This is a genomic window from Streptomyces swartbergensis, from assembly GCF_002148965.1.
GTDB classification, from domain to species: Bacteria; Actinomycetota; Actinomycetes; order Streptomycetales; family Streptomycetaceae; genus Streptomyces; species Streptomyces swartbergensis.
Genome location: NZ_NGFN01000175.1, coordinates 1 through 17415 on the forward strand (window position 1 = coordinate 1; position 17415 = coordinate 17415).

Sequence of the window (17415 nt, forward strand, 5' to 3'; positions counted from 1 at the left end):
GGGCGCGCCCAGGTAGTCGGGGGAGGAGGGCCGCAGGATCACGGCGAGCGGGTCGTCGGGGCCGGACTCCCGGTCGTCCGGATCGTCGTCAAGACGTGTGGTCAAGGCTTCTCCTCAGGTGGACGCGGAGCAGTTCCCGGGCCGCGTGCAGGTCGGCCTTGACGGTTCCTTCCTTGCGCCCGGTCAGCACGGACACCTCCCGGATCGGCATGTCAGCGTAGTAGTGGAGGAGGATCGGGACGCGGAGTCGTTCCGGGAGCGACTGCACGAGCAGGCGCACCGACGGGTCGGCCTGCTCGGGGTGGGGCCGTACGGCCGCCTCCGAGGTGACGCGGTGCATGGCCCTGCGCTCGCGCTCCAGTTTGCGCCAGTGGTCCCGGACGAGGTTGGCCGCGGTGACGTAGAGGAAACCGCGGGGTTCCGCCACGGACGTCCAGCGGGCCCAGAGCCGGGTGAACGCCTCCGAGGCGATCTCGTGGGCCGTCTCGTCGTCGTCGACGAGCCGGCGGCACCAGCCGGCCAGGCGCGGGTAGAGGGCGGCGAACAGCTCGGACGCGGCCTTCTCACGGGACCGTTTCAACGCTCTCCAGGGGTGGGGGACTCGGCGCCGCTCAGCGCCGCGAACACGATCACGTTGTCCGCGTATCCGTCGCCGGTCCGCGCTCCGCCGCACGTGATCAGCCGCAGCTCCGGGCGGGCCACGTTCCCGTAGACGTCGTCCACCGGGAAGTGGGTTCTGGGGACGGTCCGTACCGCCGTGACGGCGAACTCCACCGCCGTGCCGTTCTCCAGGCGCGCCACGATCCGGTCGCCGCGGCGCAGCCGGGCGAGGTGACGGAAGACGCCGTCGCCGTACGTGCCGACCGAGACGTGCCCGAGGATCACCGATGGGCCGGTCTGGCCCGGCGTCGGCGAGTGCCGGTACCAGCCCGCCCGGTCGTCCGCCGTGACCGGCGGCACCCGCACCGTGCCGTCCGGGGCCAGGCCCAGCCGGATGACCGGGGTGTCGACACCGATGGCCGGGACCAGTAGCCGGACCGGGACCGAACGGGCCAGGGGGCGCGCCCCCTCGGCCGGTCCCGGCCGAGGGGAGGACTGCGGCCGTGGTGCGGTGGTTCCGGCGTCCGGTGTCGGCCGATCCGACCCCTGGCCTCCGCATGCCGTGAGCAGCGACGCCAGCGCCGCCGTCGTGAACGCGCGCCTGGAGAACGTGGTCATGCCCCGGTCGCCCGGCGACGCCGCACGACGAGGACCGTCCCGCCGCCCACGGCGAGCACCGCGGCGGCGCCCGCGCCGGCCGCCGTACCGCCGAAGCCGGAGTCGGAGGCTGAAGACGCCGACGTCACGCCGGTGTCGGGCGCGCCGCTCGGTACGACGGAGACCTGGTCCTCGGCCGGTGCCCGGGTCGGCTCGTCGTCCGGGGCCGGGTTGGCGTCGGCCGGGGCGCGGGTCGGCTCGGCACTGGCCGCCGGTTCGGTGCTCTCCTCCGGCTCGGGGGTGGACTCGGCGGCCGTCGGGGCCGGGCTCGGGGTCGCCGTCTCGCTCGCGAACGCGGGCCCCGTGCCCAGGAGTACGGCGGTGCCCGCGAGGGCCAGGGCGGTGAGGACGGTTCGGCGCATGGGAACGCTCTCCTTCGTCGGTCCCGCTCGGTGAACGGCGGGGTGGGTGACGGGTCGTGCGGAGAGACGAGGCGGCCGGGGGGCGGGTTGTAAAGAGATGGCAAAGTCCGATCGTGCGGTCGCACCAGGGACATCGGCTCGGCCGGCCCGTGAGCAGCTCACGGAGCCTGACCCCTGAGCCCGGACGCCGGCCTCCCGGATGACTCGAAGTGCCAGGGGCCCGACAGGTCACCGTCCGCGGTGAGGCCGTAGCGGGGGAGGTCCTCCCAGCGTGGATCCGTCCGGGCGCGTAATTCCGCCAGGTGGGTCAGCGCGCCACCGTATCCCGCGTCGAGGGCAGCTCTGTGGAGGCGGTCGGCATCGGCCGGCAGGCCCTTCTCGGTGCACATGCACGCCAGTTCGCACAGTGCCGCCACGTGCCCGGCGCAGGCCGCGGCCCGGGCGTACTCCTCCGCCGCGTCGTGATCGCCGGCCTGGTGCTTCAGGCGGGCCAGTTCCCGCAGCGCCTGTGTCTGTCCCTGATCGGCCGCGTGCTGGTAGAGCCGCTCCGCCTCCGTCTTCCTGCCGTCCGACTCCCAGATCCAGGCGAGTTGCAGCACCACCTTGCCGCCTCCGGCCGTGGCGAGGCATTCGGCTCCCGCGCTGTCACCGGTCTTCTCCCTGCGCAGGACGAACTCGTTGAGCACCCGGCTGTCGCCGGAGCGGGCCGCCTGGAGGACGAGACTCTCGGCGCCGTCCTTGTCCCCGGCCTTCTCCCGAGACCGCGCCAGCAGCACGAGCGCCCCCGAGTTGCCCGCACGGTACGCGGTGTGTGCCAGGCGCTCGGCGCCCTGGCGGTCGCTGGTCTGCTCGCGCAGCCACGACAGTTCGAGCAGCGCGAACGTGCTGCCTCCGTCCGCGGCGCCGCACGCCATGCGTTCGGCTTCCTCACTGGCCCCCTCCTCCTCCTTCAGCAGGGCGAGGTGGGCCAGCGCGTCCGTGCTTCCCCGCTCGGCCGCGCTGCGGTACAGCCGCAGCGCGGCCTGCCGGTCCCCGGCCTTGTCCCGCAGCCGGGCCAGCTCGGTCAGGGCGAACATGCTGCCCCGGCTCACGGCCGTGCGCAGGAACTGCTCCGCCCCGTCGTGGTCCCCCCACTTCTGCTTCAGGCGGGCGAGCTCGGTCAGGGCGAAGATGCTGCCCGAAGCGGCGGCGAGATCGAGGGCCCGCGCCGCGCCCTGCCGGTCCCTGGCCTGCCACCGCATGCAGGCCAGCCTGATCGCGGGACGCGCCTTGCCCCGCTCGGCCGCCGCCAGCACCAGACGCTCCGCCGCCGCGCCGTCTCCCGCCTTCTCCCGCATGCCCGCCAGCTCGGAAAGGGCGTACGTGCTGCCCGTCTGGGCCAGGGCCAGAAACGCGAGGGACTCCGCCTCCGCCCGGTCGCCCACCTCCTCCCTGGACCGGGCCAGTCCCGCGAACGTCCTGATCTTGCCCCGGGCCGCGGCGTTCCTCGTCAGCCGCTGCGCCCCCTCCTCGTCGCCGGCCTCCTGCCGGAGCCGGGCCAGCCGGGTCAGCGACGTGCTGTCGCCCTGGTTGGCGGCCTCATGGGCCAGTTCCTCGGCCCTGCCCGGTTCGCCCTTGATCTCGCGCAGCCGTACGAGCTCCCAGCGTGCCAGGTGATCGTCCCGCCACGCGGCCTCGTAGAACTGCTTCGCCATGGTCGTGTCTCCCACTCCCTCGGCGAGCCCGGCCAGTTCGGGCCGCACATCGGTGTTCCCGGCCCGCAGGGCCCGCTCGTAGAGCGCCGCCGCGACCCGCAGGCGCCCCCTGCGCTGCGCGGCCCTGGCCAGCTCGACGGTGTCGTCCGTGCCGAGGCTGTGACGAACCGCCGCGTTCCAGAAGGAGGCCGGAGGGCACTCGAGCCGGCGCTCCAGGCGGCCGTGCTGTTCGAGGTAGTCCGCCAGCCGGAAGGCCCCGCCCGCGAGCACATCGCCGCGGGACGCGACGGGTGTCAGCGGTCCGGGCACCCCGTGGCACGGCATGGCGCAGTACGCCAGGGCCTTGTCCAGCCAGCCGCTACCGCGCAGGGCCAGCTCATGGTCCTTCAGATAGCCTTCGGCGGCTTCGACGAGGAGCTCATGGGGGAGTACGGGGCCGTGCCCGAGCCTGCGGTAGTCCATGGCGGCGTGGACCAGGGCCTGTTCCGCCGGCGGCGCGCACAGGTAGCGCCGCATGAGTTCCGGGACACCGGCGAGGAACTGCGTGATCTGCCCGTCGGCCGCTCCCGCCAGGGCGCTGGCGAGACGCGGGTCGTCGTGCGCCTTGCGACGTGCCTGCCGAAGGTCGCTCTCCGAGAACGTCTTGGGCACGGCGATACACCGGCCGAGGTCGGTGAGGAGCTTGCGCTGCTGTTCGAAGCGGTCGTCGTCCCCCGTGGCCGGGGGCGAGGTCAGGGGTTCCCAGAAGCGCGGCCAGACGGTGGCGAGGACCAGGATCGGGCTGCGGCGCCGGTCGGTGAGGGCCGAGCGCAGGCCGGCGGCGATGCCCTCGGCGGTCTTCGTGTCCGGGGCGAGGAGGTAGTGCTGGGCCTCGTTCAGCCAGATCACCGTCTGCGGGCCCACCTCCGCGAGGTGCACGAGCGCGGCGTCCGGACGGCTCGGATCGAACGGGTGCCATACGCGCCACCCCGACGGCAGCCGCCGCAGGGCCTCCCAGCAGGCACGGGTCTTCCCGGTCGAGGACTCACCGACCAGCGTGACGATCAGGCTCTCACCTGCGATCGCCCGGTCGACGAGGGCTCCCAGTTCCGTGTCGTGGTCCCTCTGGACGTAGGCGGGCAGCCTGGGCAGCGGCCTCTCGCCCGGCACGCTGATCGCCCGGTGCACCTCCAGGGCGAACGGGTCGATGTCGAACACGGGGATCCCCAGCGGCTGCGCGAGATGAGCGGCCACCCACATCCGCCGTACCCGGGTCTCCACCTCGACCGGGTCCCTGCCCGTCTCGCGCGCGAGCAGGAGGGCGACGGAGACGACGTCCTCCTGCCCGGTGGGGAGTTCCCTGGAGCCGATGATCCGATGGACGGTGGCCTTCGAGGGGCTGCCGGGGAACACGTCGTCGTGCCCGATGTCGGCCGCCATACGGTGGGTCGGCGGCGCCCCGGCCTCCACATAGAGCAGGTATATGTAGTCCTTCAAGTCGCGCAGCGGGGCCGGCGTCACGCCCAGGGGCTGCGGAATCCGCCGCTGGCTCCCTTGCCGGGAGCCGCTCGTGTGACCGGTCATCGAAGCATCCTTGCCTAGGAAAACCGCCGCCGCCCGGACAGTCACGGATTCGGCGACGGCGTGGGGCGTGCGCGCGAGCCGGACGGTTCAGGACAGCAACACCTTGAAGGTCTCGCTGGTGGCCGCTCCGGCGACGGCGGACACGAGGCTGCCCAGGAGAATTCCCATCAGGGTCAGTCGCTCACGGCGGTTCAGCGGGCGTCGGGGCATGGCAGGTCTCCCGTCTCGGCAGATCCGGCCGGCGAGTGACCGGCCACGACCTACTTTCGCGGACATGAAAGGGCCGTGGACGAGTTGAGACGAGAAGGCGACGATCACACGGCGGGACCGCGCACCAGCGGCGTCTGCCCGGCGAGGATGGTGAACTACCCTGCCCCGACAGGGAGATACCCCAGGTGGGGTCGAGGCCCGCTCCCCCAGCCGTGATGCCGTGGAGTGCGTATGTCCGGGGCCTTCGTGCGGGCCCGCCGGCCGAGCACGGGCGTCGGCTGGATTCCCACGTCTTCGTCGGCGACGGAGCCGAGGTGGGGCTCGTGCTCGGGCTGCCGTCCGGGGGCGACAACGGGGTGGTGACCGCGCTCGCCGCAGGCCTGGGGGCGCGTTGGCGGGCGGACTCGGGGCCCGCATTGCCACGACCTCGGCCGCGGTCGGTCGTGGTGACCTGCTGGTCACTGCTACGCGGCGCCCCGCCGACGCTTATTGCCGCACGGCCATCCGGCCAGGAGGAGGAACCCTGAGTGTCAGGCGCCCTCCGTGCCGGACGGCCTGTGCAACAGCCCCCGTTCCATCGCCACCACCACCGCCCTCGTGCGGTCGTTGACGTCGAGCTTGGCGAACAGCCGGAGCAGATGTGTCTTCACCGTGGCCTCGGCGATGACGAGGCGGCGGCCGATCTCGGCGTTGGTCAGGCCGTCCGCGACCGCGTTCAGGACGTCGGCCTCCCGGGCGGTGAGCGGGATCTGGGCGGGCTGGCGCATGCGGGCGACCAGCCGTTCGGCCACCCGGGGCGCCAGCACCGTCTCCCCGCGCGCCGCCGCGTGGATCGCGTCGGCCAGTTGCTCACGGGTGGTGTCCTTGAGGAGGTAGCCGATCGCCCCGGCCTCGACCGCGCGCTCGATCTCCGCGTCGGTGTCGTACGTCGTCAGGATCAGCACCCGGGTGCGGGGGAAGCGCCGCACGATCTCGGTGGTCGTGGCCACTCCGTCCAGCACCGGCATCCGCAGGTCGACCAGGGCGACATCGGGATCGTGGCGCTCGACGAGGCCCAGGGCCGCGCGGCCGTCGCCCGCCTCGCCGACGATCTCGATGCCGGTCTCGGAGGCGAGGAGGGCCACCACCCCGGCCCGCATGACGGTGTGGTCGTCCACCACGATGACGCGGAGCGGTCCTGAGGTCACTCGGACACCCCCACTGGTATCAGCGCCAGCACCCGCGTCCCGTCGCCCAGCGAACTCGTCACCGTCAGTCTCCCGCCCAGCTCCGCCAGCCGTTTGCGCATGCCGTCCAGGCCGAAGCCCGACGACGACTCCACGACGAACCCGGTCCCGTCGTCGGTGATTTCCAGCTCCACGCCGTACGGCTGCCGGGCCAGGACCACACCGACCGTCGAGGCGCGGGCGTGCTTGCGCACGTTGGCCAGGGACTCCTGGGTGCAGCGCAGCAGCGCGATCCGGGTCTGCTGGTCGCACTCCAGGTCCGCCAGGTCGGCGTCGACGGTGAGGCCGGTGTCCTCCGCGAAACGGTCAAGGGTCCGGCGGAGGGTCTGCGCCACCGAACCGGCGGCCGCCTGGCCGGGGCGCTGGGGTGAGCCGACCAGTTCCCGGGCCTCGGCGAGGTTCTCCCGGGCCGTCGACTCGATCGACCGCAACTGCTGGGCACTGCGCGCCGGGTCGGAGTCGAGTCCCGCCCGGGCCGCCTCGGCGAGCACGATGATCGAGGCGAAGCCCTGGGCGAGGGTGTCGTGGATCTCCCGCGCCATCCGCTCCCGTTCGTCCGCCGCGCCCTGCCGCTGGTGCGCCTCGGACAACTCGGCCTGAGCCTGCTCCAGTTCGGTGATCAGCCGGGCCCGTTCGGCGCTCTGCCCGACCACCGAATGCGCCCACAGCCCGATCAGCACCCCCACGGCGACGACGATCAGCGTGGACACGAGCGTCACGGTGAAGAACTCCACCGACCAGCCCTGCCGCAGCACGCTCCCGGCCGCGGTGGCGGCCGTGGCGAGCCCCAGGAACGCCATCGAGGCCCTCGGCGTCCGCCCGAACAGCCAGTAGTGCGGCAGCGTCACCATGAACAGCGCCGCGTAGTTGCCCCGCAGATACGCCAGCCCGCCCAGGGCGACCACCAGCACCGACAGATAGACGTGCGGCCGTACGACGGGATTGGACGGGAAGCGGTCCAGGACCGCGTACGACAGCACGACCCCGCCCAGCAGCGCCAGCGCCGCGTACTTGCTCCCGCCGGGCCGGTCGATGGCGACCAGCCCGACGGCCATCACGGCGAACAGCAGCCAGCACACCGTGTTCCAGCGGCGCAGCGACGTGGCCCAGAAGGCGTCGGGGGTGGACCCGGCGAGAGCGGTCATACCGATCAACGTACGTCGACCGCCGGGCGGGAGGCCGACCTTTTCTCCGGAGCGGCCGTCGCCCGGCGCCCCGGCCGCGAGGGCCACCAACTCGACTCCCCCAGCAGCAGCATGGCCGCAGGCAGCACCATGACCCGGACCACGAACGCGTCGATCAGCACGGCCGCCGCCAGGACGAAGCCCATCTGCTTCATCTCGATGATGTGCAGGAAGACGAAGCTCGCGAACACGGTCGTCATCACCACCGCCGCGCTGGTCACCACGCTCGCCGAGGAACGGATCCCGTCCAGCACGGCCTGCCGCGTGGGCACGCCCGAGAGCACCGCCTCCCGGATCCGGCTCACCACGAACACCTGGTAGTCCATCGACAGACCGAAGAGGATCACGAAGAGGAACAGCGGCACGCGCGACCCGATCGACCCGGTGGACCGGAAGTCCAGCAGCCCCTCGGCCCACGTCCCCTGGAAGACCAGCACGAGCAGCCCGAGCGCCGCAGCGGCGGACAGCAGGTTCAGGCCGACGCCGAGCAGTCCGAGCACCACCGAACGGAAGGCGTACACGGTCATCGCGAACGTCACCAGCAGCAACGCGCCCAGCACCAAGGGCAGTTTGCCGTTCTGGTGGGCGGGATAGTCGGCGTAGCGGGCGACGTCCCCGGACACGCCGTACTCGGCGCCGGTGATGCGGCCGACGGTCGCGGGCAGGAAGTCGTCCCGGAGCCGGTCCAGGGAGTCGTACGCCTCGTCGGAGTTGCCGAGGTACGGCACCTTCAGTTCGAGGGTGCTGGTGCGCCCGTCGGCGGAGGACCGGATGCGCGAGGCATCGGTGAACAGCGGATCGGCCGCGGCCCGCCGGGCCACCTCCCGCAGGGCGCCGCCGACCTCCGGCGACCGCGAGGCCTCGGCACGCACGACGACCTGGTGGGTCACCCGCTGCTGAGGGAACGCCTGGTTGAGCCGGTCGTAGACCCGCATCGCGGGGATGTCGCGGGAGTGCGTGTCCCGGCTCATCTCCGTGATCTTCAGTCCGGCCAGCGGGACCACGAGGGCGAGGAGCGCGACGACCGAGACGCACAGGGTGGCGAGGGGGTGCCGGGCGGCGGGCCGCAGCAGAGCACTCCACACCCGGCCGCCACCGGTGCCGCCTCGTACCCGCCGCGCCGGCTTTCCGCGCTCCGCCCGCCGCAGCGCCCGGCGTTCCGCCCGCCGCCCCAGCTTGACGAGCAGCGCGGGCAGGGCCGTCAGCGAACTGGCCACCGCGACCAGGACGACCACGATGGTGCCGGTCGCGAGGGAGGAGAAGATCACGTCGGAGGCCAGGTACAGCGTCGCCGTCGAGGCGACCACCGCGAGCCCGGAGACCACGACGGCCCGGCCCGAGGTCGCGGCGGCCAGCTCCACCAGCGCCTCGGAGGAGAGCCGCCCGCCGGAGCGGGCCCGTTCCTCCCGTTCGCGCTTGAGGTAGAACAGCGTGTAGTCGACGCCGACCGCGAGGCCGATCATCAGGATGACGTTCGTGCCGACCCCGGCGTCGGGCGACACGTGCGAGACGCCCATGGACAGCCCGACCGCCGCCGCGATCGACGTCAGCGCCAGCAGCAACGGCACCCCGGCCATGGTCACCGACCCGAACACCACCATCAGCGTGAGCAGGGTGACCGGAAGGGTGATCGCCTCGGACAGGGCCAGGTCGTCGCTGCGCTGCTGGTCGACCCCCTTGCTGACGGAGGGACTTCCGGTCTCCTCCAGCAGCACCCCGGGGTGGCTCTTCTGCACCGCCGAGGTCTGCGCCACGAGCGCGTCGACCTTGTCCTTCGCGTCCCGCTCCTCGCCCTTCAGTGCCACCTCGACCATGAGGATGCGCCGGTCCTCGGACAGCAACGGGTCGGCCACACCGGCCACTTCGGGCAGGCGCCGCATCCGCTCGGTCAGATCGTCCGCGGCGGCCCGGGCGGCGCCCTCGTCGAGGGCACCGCCCGAACGGGAGGAGATCAGCACCTGCTCGGCGGCCCTGCGCTCCAGATGCGCCTCGGCCGCCAGGGCCTCGGCGCGGCCGGCCTCGCCGACCCGGTAGTCCGCCGTCTTGGCACTGTTCGTGCCGACGGCACTGCCGACCCCCAGGCACAGCGCCACGAACACCAGCCAGCCGACGATCGCCCGCCAGGGGTGCCGCGCACTCCAGCGCGCCACGCGCACAGATAATGAGTTCATGCCCAAAATGCTGGCTGAGCTGGGCAGTTGACGGACAGAGGTACTCGGTTGAACCTGCCGTCCACCGGCCGGTGGACCCGGGCCCTGGGGATAACCCCACCCGCTCCTCGATCAGCTCGGCGTCAGGACGACGGCCTGGCCGCCCGCCGGCGCCATGGCCACGTCGAGCGTGTCGGCGGCGGTGACGGTCCGGGTGCTGACCACGACCGGGGTCCGGAACGGGCTGGTGCCCGGGGTGCCGTCGGCGTAGACCGTCGCCGTGTAGGTGCCGCTGCCGAGGAAGGACAGGGGCAGGGACAGCGTCCTGGACGACTCGTTGGTCATCGCACCCAGGTACCAGGTGGCGCCGCCCCGGCGGGCGACCGCGATGTACTCGCCGATCGAGCCGGCCAGGGTGCGGCTCTCGTCCCAGGTCACGGGGATCGCGTTGAACCAGGGAAGGCCGGGCCAGCTCGCCGGGTTGGCGTACTTGGACGGCTTGTCGTACCAGAAGAGGAAGTTGAGGGGCTGGTAGTAGATCGCGGCCATCGCCATCTGGTGCGCGTTGGTCGTCTTGTTGCGCGACTGGCCGTAGCAGATCGTGTAGTCCATCGGGCCGCCGATGTTGCGCGCGAACAGCAGGGTCACGTTGTGCGTGGCGGTCGGGAACTGCTCGTTGCCGCGTACGCCCTCCAGGCTGATCCAGTTCGGCTACGTCCGCTCGTAGCCGAACGGCCGGACGTCGTCGTGCATGTCGATCAGCAGCTCGTACTTGGCGGCCGTCTTCGCCCAGTCGATGATCTGGTTCGTCATCGACTGGGTGCCGTCGTTGATGAAGCCGAGCTTGATGCCCTGCACGCCCCAGCTCTTGTAGAGGGCGAAGAGGGAGTCCGCGTCGGTCAGCGCGAGCCGGTTGACGTAGAGGAAGAGGCCGATGCCCTTGCTCGTGGCGTACGAGATGACCGACGGCAGGTCGATGGCGGCGATGGGCTTGGTCGCGTCGGTGGTGGTGAACTCCGGGCCGTACCAGCCGGCGTCGTACTCGATGTACTCGATCCCCCGGGCCACGGCGAAGTCGACGCCCGCCAGCCCGGCGGCGGTGGAGAGCTCGCAGCGGAAGACCTTGCCCGGCTTGATCCAGGAGGTGTCGGGGAGGGCGTTCGGCGGGGCCAGGTTGAGCACCAGCTCGGCGTTGTCGACGAGTTCGGCGTGGGTGGCCCCGATCACCACCGCGCGCCAGGGCGTGGCGAAGGGCGTGGTGACGGTGGAGGCCGTCTCCACCGGGCCGGTGCCGCGGGCGGTGTGCTCCATCAGGAAGGCGGAGAGGGTGTGGGGCTCGCCGGCGACCGAACCGAGCATCAGCCGCGGGTAGTCGATGCGCGAGGACTCGCAGACGCAGGCGATGAGCCCGCTCGTGAGGGTGGCGGTGAGGGGGAGGTCGGTGAGCGGGCCGTTGTCGGTGCCGGCCGTGCCGGTGACGGGTATGGAGCCCGGCGCGACCGGCTCGTAGGCGTTCTCGTCGCGGGCGCTGTAGACGGTGGTGCCGTCGGGGAAGACGAACGTCGTCAGCTCGTCGGCGACGGTGGCGGTGCCCTCGTCGAGCAGGAGGTAGCGCAGGGCGACGCCGGTCTTGTACGCGCGGACCTGGACGCCGAAGCGGATGCCCGAGGCCCGGTCCTCCAGGTCCCAGCGCTGCTCCTGGTAGTGGTCGGTGACGGTCGCGTTGCGGCCGTGGACCGGGGTCCAGGTGGTGCGGTGGGTGCCGTACCGCTTTCCGGTCACCCTGACGTCACCGCCGAGGACGGTGCCGTCGCCGAGCCTGAGGCCCAGGGCCGAGGTGCCGATCACCGTCCGGGCGTCGCGGCGGGCGGACCAGCGCAGCGCGCCGTCCACCAGGGACAGGGTGATGGAGGTGCCGCCCATGCGCGCGGTGACGCTCTCCGCGCGGCCCGGCGGGTCGTCCGCAGCGCGGGCCGGGCCGGCCGTGGCGATCCCGGCCGCGGCCAGCCCGGCGGTGACGGCGGCGCCTTTGAGCACGACCCGGCGTGAGGCGGCCGTCGGGTGACCGGCCGTTCCGACCGCGGCGGGCTCTTCCCGTTCTCCCGAAGCTCTCATGGTGAGGGACCTTCCCCAGTCGTGGGCAGTAAGCGGTAGTAACCGTTTTCTACGAGTGGCGAGTGCAGTTGTACGTGCCTGTGCAAGGTGGGGTCAAGAGGGAGGAACCGCGGGAACCGCTTCGGGATACGCGAGCACCCCGGGTGCCGGGCCTGATGCGGCCCGGCCCCCGGGGTGCCGTGGTGCAGTCGGTCGGTCAGCGCAGGGAGCCGAGGCGGTCCAGTCGGTCAGCGCAGGGTGCCGAGGCGGTCCAGGCGCTCGTTCACACCGTTGCGGAGCTCGCCGAGGGTCGTGCCCGGCGGGGCCACCTTCGGCGTGGCGGACGGCGGCTGGGTCTCGTCCGCGCAGGTCGTGCCACGCGCCGGGACCTTCAGGTCCACCAGGTAGCTCGTGACGGCGTCCGTCGCGCAGGCGCTGCGCCCGAAGGCGGTGTGGCCCTCGGCCTTGAAGGTGAGCAGCCGGCCGTTGTCGAGCTGCCGGGACAGGGCCACCGCGTCCCGGTACGGGGTGTCCGGGTCGCCGGTCGTGCCGAGCACGAGGATCGGCGCGGAGCCCTTCGCCCGGAAGGAACCGCCGTAGCGGCTGGGCTTCTCGCCGGACCACTGGACGCAGGTGGTGGCGTGCTGGTGGTCGTAGGTCGGCGGGCCGTACGCCATGGCCGGGCCCAGCAGCGGCGCCAGCTCGGCGTTCCTGGTGACCTGCCGCTTCAGCAGGGCCGGGTCACGCGGGTAGTCCTTGTCGACGCACTCGACGGCCACGTTCGGGTTGAGGAAGTCATAGCTGGCCGGGGACGGCGGCCGCAGCAGGAACGAGGTGTTGTCGCGCTGCTGCGCCTTGCGCAGGGCCCCGCCGAGGGAGGGCCAGATGACCTTGCCCTCGTTGATGTTGAACATCAGGCGGTAGACGAGGGTGTAGCCGTTCGCCTGCCCGCCGTTCGCGGTCGGCACGGGGTTGGCGTCGAGGTCGGCCTTGAGCTTCTCGAACGCGCCCCGGGGGTCGCCGTCACCGAACCCGCACGTGTCCTGGTCCGCCTTGCACCAGTCGAGGAAGCGGCTCATCGCGCCGTCCAGGGCCAGGTACTGCGGCCGGTCGTAGGCGTAGGGCCGGTTCGCGTAGCGCTCGGGGTCGTAGGCGCCGTCCAGCGCGAGCGCACGCACCCGCTCGGGGAACAGGGCGGCGTAGACCGTGCCGATGTAACTGCCGAACGACCGCCCGTAGTACGTCAGTTGATTCTCACCGAGGGCCTGACGCAGCAGGTCGATGTCGCGGGCGACGTACTCGGTGCCCACGTACGGCACCAGATCGCCCGCGTTGTCCAGGCAGGCCTGGCCGAACGCGGCGGCCTGGCGCACGGCGGGCTCGTAGGCGTCCGGGCCGGGGACGCCCTTGGCGGCTCTGATGGCCTGGGTGTACGTCGGGTCGTCCCAGCACGTGACCGCAGAACTGCGCCCGACGCCGCGGACGTCGTACCCGAAGACGTCGAAGGAGTCACGCATCGCGGCGGGCAGGCCGGCGTAGTTGTTGCGGACGAAGTCCACGCCGGAGTTGCCGGGCCCGCCGGGCTGGAGGAAGAGGGTGCCCTTCTTCTTGGCCTGGTCCGGGGCCTTCTTGCGGATGACCGCCAGGGTGATGGTCCTGCCCTGCGGGTCGCGGTAGTCCAACGGCACGTCGGCGTTCGCGCACTCGAAGCCGCCCTGGCAGTCGGACCAGGACAGGGACGGCACGGGCGGCTGCCCGGCGCTCCCGTCGGGCTGGGCGGCTATCGCCTGGGCGGCGGTTCCGGCGAGAGCGAAGGAGACGGCGGCGGCGAGGGCGATCCTCAGACGCGGGAGGCGTCTGCGCACGCGGGTGCCGGACCGTCTCGGTCCATGAGCTTGCTCGTTCACTGTGGTGTTTCCCCCTCGGGTGCGACGCATGAGCCGTCGGGCACCCTGTGGTGTGGCTGGGTCGTTGAAGTTTCTAGCTCACTCGGAGGTGGGAGGGGAAGGAGGTCGGTCTTGTGGGCCTACTTCCACGCGATCTCTCCGATACCCGCCGGTAGTTGCCGTGCCGTTCACTTTCGGAACGGTGGAGAGTAGGCGGTGGCGATGCGGGGTGCCTCGGCCGATCGGCCGATCCGCGGGGGCCGGGTCGCTGCCTAGGATCCGCTGCGTAGCCTGAGGCCATATTCGGCCAAGGCCATGGTCCGGCCGACCAGTTCACCCCAGCGAATCCCTCCCCCCACCGAAGGACAACCGACGTGTCGTCGAAGTACAGTCGTATCAGAGTCGCCCTCCTTGCCGCCGTCGTCGCCGTCACCGGCCTGGCCACGGCGGGACCCGCCCTCGCGGCCACGCCGGCGGTCACTCCCGCGGTGACCGTGACGTCTTCCCAGGCGCAGGACGCCGCCATACCCACCGACTTCGTGAACCTGCCCACGAGCCCCCTGCGGGCCGATGCCCCCCAGGAGTTCACCGTCACCTATCGCAACACCACGCCGGCACCCACGACCGTCGCCCCCCAACTCCTGGTGACGTCCCCGGACATCGGGCCGTTCCTGGCACCGTCGGACATCAAGGTCGAACGGCGCACGGGGCATGGCTGCTGGGTGGCCGTGCCGCTGGGCAGCCAGACGGGGACGTTGTTCACGGACCTTGTGGGCGCGGAGCGGGTGCTGGGGGCGGGGGAGACGCTCGCGGAGCGGTACCGGGTGACCGTCCTTGATCCGGAGGCCGGGGGGACGGTGGAGCCGCGGGTGGCGTTGTACGGCTGACCTCGCGCTGCAGGATCAGTGCAGGGCGTCGATGGCCCGGACGATCAATGTCCGGGCCTTCGCTCCGTACACGGCGTCACCACGGAGTTGCTCGAAGGCGCGAAGGTACATGGTGACCTCAGCGGGCTGGGCGATCTTCAATCTGGCCGAGACGAGTTCGACGGACACCAGCCGGTCGTCGTAGACGTGGAAGGTCTCGCGCGGCCACTGGGCCCGGTCGGGCGCGGACATGGGGATGATGCCGAGGGACACCTGGGGCAATGCTCCCGCAGTGAGCAGGTATCCCAGTTGTGCCGCCATCTCGTCGGTGCCGCAGACCCGGTGCCGTAGGGCGTCCTCCTCGATGACGAACACGAAGCGGTGCCCCGGCTCGTGGATGACACGGGAACGCTCGACGCGGGCGCGTGCGGCTTCGGCACTGTCGTCAACGGGGACATCCCGGAAGCGGGCGCTGATCCCGAGGATCCCTGCGGCGTATCCCTCGGTCTGGAGCAGGCCGGGCACCAGCGTCGAGGAGTAGACCCGGAACAGCTCCGTGTCCTGGAAGAGCCGGGGCTCGCTGCCCTGCAAGGCCTTGAGCCCGGCGCGTACTTGGGTCCGCCACTCGGTGTACATGGACTCGGCGTGGAGGGACTGGCCGATGAGGCTCTCGGCCTGGTCGACAGCGTCGCACGCCGTGCACCACTTTCGGATGTCTGTGACGGTGGGCGCCGTGCGCGCGTTTTCGATCCGAGAGGTCTTGGCGTGATGCCAGTTGCACCGAACAGCCAGCTCAGTGACCGTCAGCCCTGCCGTCTTGCGCAGGTCGCGCAGCCGCCGGGCGACTACCTCGCGCGCGGCCTGGGCGGACGACGAGGGAGAGATGGGCATGAGCTGGCCTGTCCGGTGGGTTGCTGTGTCAGTGGATCTCGTACTGGTCGTGCGGGACGGCGCGTGACCACACGGACTCGAAGGCCCCGGCACACAGCTTCAAGGCCCCCGGATCCTCGGAGACCTCTCCGCCGGCGGATACGCCGTCGCCGGTGAAGTGGTTCCAATAGATCGTGCGGTCGTCGAACAGCCAGAAGTCGTTGCCCGGCAGCGCGAGTTCGGAGGCCCGGCGCCGAGGGAGCCAGCGCACGAGCTCACCCGCGGCGACGTTGGTGAAGGTGAAGCTGTGCAGGAACCGGGTGTACTCGCTGACCGGTTCCGACACGATCCGAGCCCGGCGGATCACGACGCCGCGCGCGACCGTCTCCTCGACCAGGCCGAGCCAGGGCCGCCACCAGGAGGCTCGATCGGCAGGATCGTGCCGGTGTCCACGGCGCCACTCGGCGAACGGTCCGGACTCGTAGTCGACGGCGTACGCATCCCGCATCTCGAGGTGGACGGCGGAACGGGTGGCACCGGCGAGCAGGTCAGTGAACGCGGGCGGCGGCACGCTCGGCGACATCGCACGCCTCCCTGATCATCGGCACCATCCTGGCGGGGATACGGACCACGGCCTCATTCTCGGGAATGCCGACCGCGTGGCCTGGCAATTCGAACGCGGCTACCTCCGCTTCGAGTTCAGGCGATGGCTTCCATCCCTGGAAGACGAGTTCTTGCCTTTCCTCGTCAACCCAGACGGTAGGTGATTCGTGATCTCCGGTGTTCGGGTCGATACCGATGAACAGTAGCGGCACGGCTGCCTCCGTCTCTGAGATGTGCAGAGCGGTGCAACACGATGAACACTGGCCCAGACCGCGGTCAAGGCACATGGGCACCCATCATTCGAAGGAGTGAGCTGTGCTGCACAGATATGCACAGTCCTAGAGGAGCGGTACATCGCCCTCCTAGCGTCTGGCGGTACGAAAGCCCTGGGAGGTGGAGCCCGGGGCGTGGCCCACGCTGTGAGGAGCATCGACACCATGGGCGCTACCACCCCGACGACGGGTGCCGAGGATCCGCCGGACCTCGCCACATTGCGCGAGACGGCGCAGCTGGTTCTGGGCCCGAACTCCGGACCCGACGCCCTTCCGCCCGATGAGGAGGTGGACACACTCATCGCCACGTTGCGCGGCCATCTCCAACTGCTGATGCCCGAGGTCGAGCAGGCAGCCGGGTGGCTGCCGAACAACAGCCCGACCCGCTATGGCGCCTTGGTCTGCGTCGGAGAAGCGCGCCGCAGGCTCCGCGCATCCCAACCGAGCTTCGGCTGGCTGGGCGGCAGCGTGATGTACGCCCGTAGGCTCGCCCGCATCCTGGGCACTCTCTGCGACCACTACGAGATCGTCAGCGCGGGAGTGGCCGAGACGCCCGAACAAACCGCGTTCGTGCACTGGGCGGACCACTGTGTGACGTGCCCGACCTGCCGGGCCATGGACGACGAGGGCGTGAACCTCGGCCTTGCCTGCGAGACCCACGATCGGCTGCACGACCAGTACCGGGAAGCTCGGTCTCGGGGTCGGGCTCGTGTCGGACACCGACTCCCTGTGGAGGCACCGGCGTGATCAACAACGAGACCGAGATCGTGACGACCGACACCGACACCGAATCCGACGACGCCGAGTTCCAGGATCTGTGCGAGCAACTGGTGCGCACTGCCACATCACCCCTCGACCGGGCAGCCGTCCGGGCGCTGGTCGAGGAGCGGACGATCCTGAAGGCGACCGCCGTACGGTACGCCCTCATCGTCGACACGGATCACGGTCCGACGGCCCACTTCGAGGGGCTGTCGGGGCGCCAGTACACGCTCGGACTCGACGAGGGGCAGCGTTCGTTCCTCGGCCTTGTCCTGTCGATGGTGGGCATCGGGCTCACCACCATCGCTGCCGTGCAGGACCTCGACGAACGCCGCCTGCCGATCATCCTGCGGGCGTTCCTGCGGCTCGCGGGCAACGACACGATCGCTGTCGGCACACGTATGTAGCCCCCTCAGGAC

The 17415-nt window shown here is 71.4% G+C and carries 17 protein-coding genes; 3 read left to right on the top strand and 14 right to left on the bottom strand.

Annotated elements, in window-relative coordinates:
- Window positions 1–88: 88 nt before the first annotated feature.
- From CA983_RS25345 to CA983_RS25385, 11 genes are all read right to left on the bottom strand, one after another.
- Window positions 89–580, bottom strand: a complete 492-nt coding sequence (locus tag CA983_RS25345) for an RNA polymerase sigma factor (RefSeq protein ID WP_059420328.1) — start codon at window positions 578–580, stop codon at window positions 89–91.
- Window positions 577–1218, bottom strand: a complete 642-nt coding sequence (locus CA983_RS25350; RefSeq protein WP_086603179.1) for a class F sortase — start codon at window positions 1216–1218, stop codon at window positions 577–579. The genes CA983_RS25345 and CA983_RS25350 overlap by 4 nt, the downstream gene beginning before the upstream one ends.
- The gene (locus CA983_RS25355) at window positions 1215–1619 is read right to left on the bottom strand and encodes a Tat pathway signal sequence domain protein (protein ID WP_086603180.1); all 405 of its coding nucleotides are present in this window, start codon (window positions 1617–1619) and stop codon (window positions 1215–1217) included. The genes CA983_RS25350 and CA983_RS25355 overlap by 4 nt, the downstream gene beginning before the upstream one ends.
- Window positions 1620–1777: 158 nt before the next feature.
- Window positions 1778–4876 (bottom strand): hypothetical protein, encoded by a 3099-nt coding sequence (locus CA983_RS25360; protein ID WP_143645553.1) that lies wholly within the window; start codon window positions 4874–4876, stop codon window positions 1778–1780.
- Window positions 4877–4963: 87 nt separating this feature from the next.
- The gene (locus tag CA983_RS48945) at window positions 4964–5086 is read right to left on the bottom strand and encodes a hypothetical protein (protein ID WP_276327084.1); all 123 of its coding nucleotides are present in this window, start codon (window positions 5084–5086) and stop codon (window positions 4964–4966) included.
- A 530-nt stretch (window positions 5087–5616) separates the two neighbouring features.
- A complete protein-coding gene (locus CA983_RS25365; protein ID WP_086603182.1) occupies window positions 5617–6273 on the bottom strand; it encodes a response regulator in 657 nt (218 codons plus the stop codon).
- Entirely contained in the window at window positions 6270–7457 is a 1188-nt protein-coding gene (locus CA983_RS25370; protein ID WP_208637033.1) for a sensor histidine kinase, read from the bottom strand. Before CA983_RS25370 ends, CA983_RS25365 begins: the two co-directional genes overlap by 4 nt.
- Before the next feature lie 5 nt (window positions 7458–7462).
- Window positions 7463–9667 carry an MMPL family transporter gene (locus CA983_RS25375; protein ID WP_086603183.1) on the bottom strand — a complete coding sequence of 735 codons (2205 nt, stop codon included), beginning with the start codon at window positions 9665–9667 and terminating at the stop codon, window positions 7463–7465.
- A gap of 111 nt (window positions 9668–9778) precedes the next feature.
- Window positions 9779–10294 carry a glycoside hydrolase family 97 C-terminal domain-containing protein gene (locus CA983_RS49815; RefSeq protein ID WP_483027222.1) on the bottom strand — a complete coding sequence of 172 codons (516 nt, stop codon included), beginning with the start codon at window positions 10292–10294 and terminating at the stop codon, window positions 9779–9781.
- 63 nt (window positions 10295–10357) lie between these two features.
- On the bottom strand, window positions 10358–11761 hold the full coding sequence (locus tag CA983_RS25380) for a glycoside hydrolase family 97 N-terminal domain-containing protein (RefSeq protein WP_483027223.1): 1404 nt from the start codon (window positions 11759–11761) through the stop codon (window positions 10358–10360).
- A gap of 227 nt (window positions 11762–11988) precedes the next feature.
- Window positions 11989–13677, bottom strand: coding sequence for an alpha/beta hydrolase (locus CA983_RS25385; RefSeq protein ID WP_086603184.1), 1689 nt, complete (start codon window positions 13675–13677; stop codon window positions 11989–11991).
- Between the two features lie 323 nt (window positions 13678–14000).
- Between CA983_RS25385 and CA983_RS25390 the strand changes: the two genes are divergently transcribed.
- Entirely contained in the window at window positions 14001–14513 is a 513-nt protein-coding gene (locus CA983_RS25390; protein ID WP_086603185.1) for a hypothetical protein, read from the top strand.
- 15 nt (window positions 14514–14528) lie between these two features.
- On the opposite strand, the gene CA983_RS25395 is transcribed toward CA983_RS25390, so the two are convergent.
- The 3 genes from CA983_RS25395 to CA983_RS25405 are packed head-to-tail and all read right to left on the bottom strand — an operon-like array spanning window position 14529 to window position 16177.
- A complete protein-coding gene (locus CA983_RS25395) occupies window positions 14529–15383 on the bottom strand; it encodes a helix-turn-helix domain-containing protein (protein WP_086603186.1) in 855 nt (284 codons plus the stop codon).
- 28 nt (window positions 15384–15411) lie between these two features.
- Window positions 15412–15945 (bottom strand): DUF6879 family protein, encoded by a 534-nt coding sequence (locus CA983_RS25400; protein WP_086603187.1) that lies wholly within the window; start codon window positions 15943–15945, stop codon window positions 15412–15414.
- Complete coding sequence (locus tag CA983_RS25405; RefSeq protein ID WP_086603188.1) at window positions 15911–16177, bottom strand: hypothetical protein; 267 nt, start codon at window positions 16175–16177, stop codon at window positions 15911–15913. The genes CA983_RS25400 and CA983_RS25405 overlap by 35 nt, the downstream gene beginning before the upstream one ends.
- A 225-nt stretch (window positions 16178–16402) precedes the next feature.
- Between CA983_RS25405 and CA983_RS25410 the strand changes: the two genes are divergently transcribed.
- Together CA983_RS25410 and CA983_RS25415 are read left to right on the top strand one after the other, a co-directional pair.
- Window positions 16403–16984, top strand: coding sequence for a DUF6415 family natural product biosynthesis protein (locus tag CA983_RS25410; protein WP_143645554.1), 582 nt, complete (start codon window positions 16403–16405; stop codon window positions 16982–16984).
- Window positions 16981–17403, top strand: a complete 423-nt coding sequence (locus tag CA983_RS25415) for a hypothetical protein (protein WP_086603190.1) — start codon at window positions 16981–16983, stop codon at window positions 17401–17403. Before CA983_RS25410 ends, CA983_RS25415 begins: the two co-directional genes overlap by 4 nt.
- The last annotated feature ends 12 nt before the right edge of the window (window positions 17404–17415 follow it).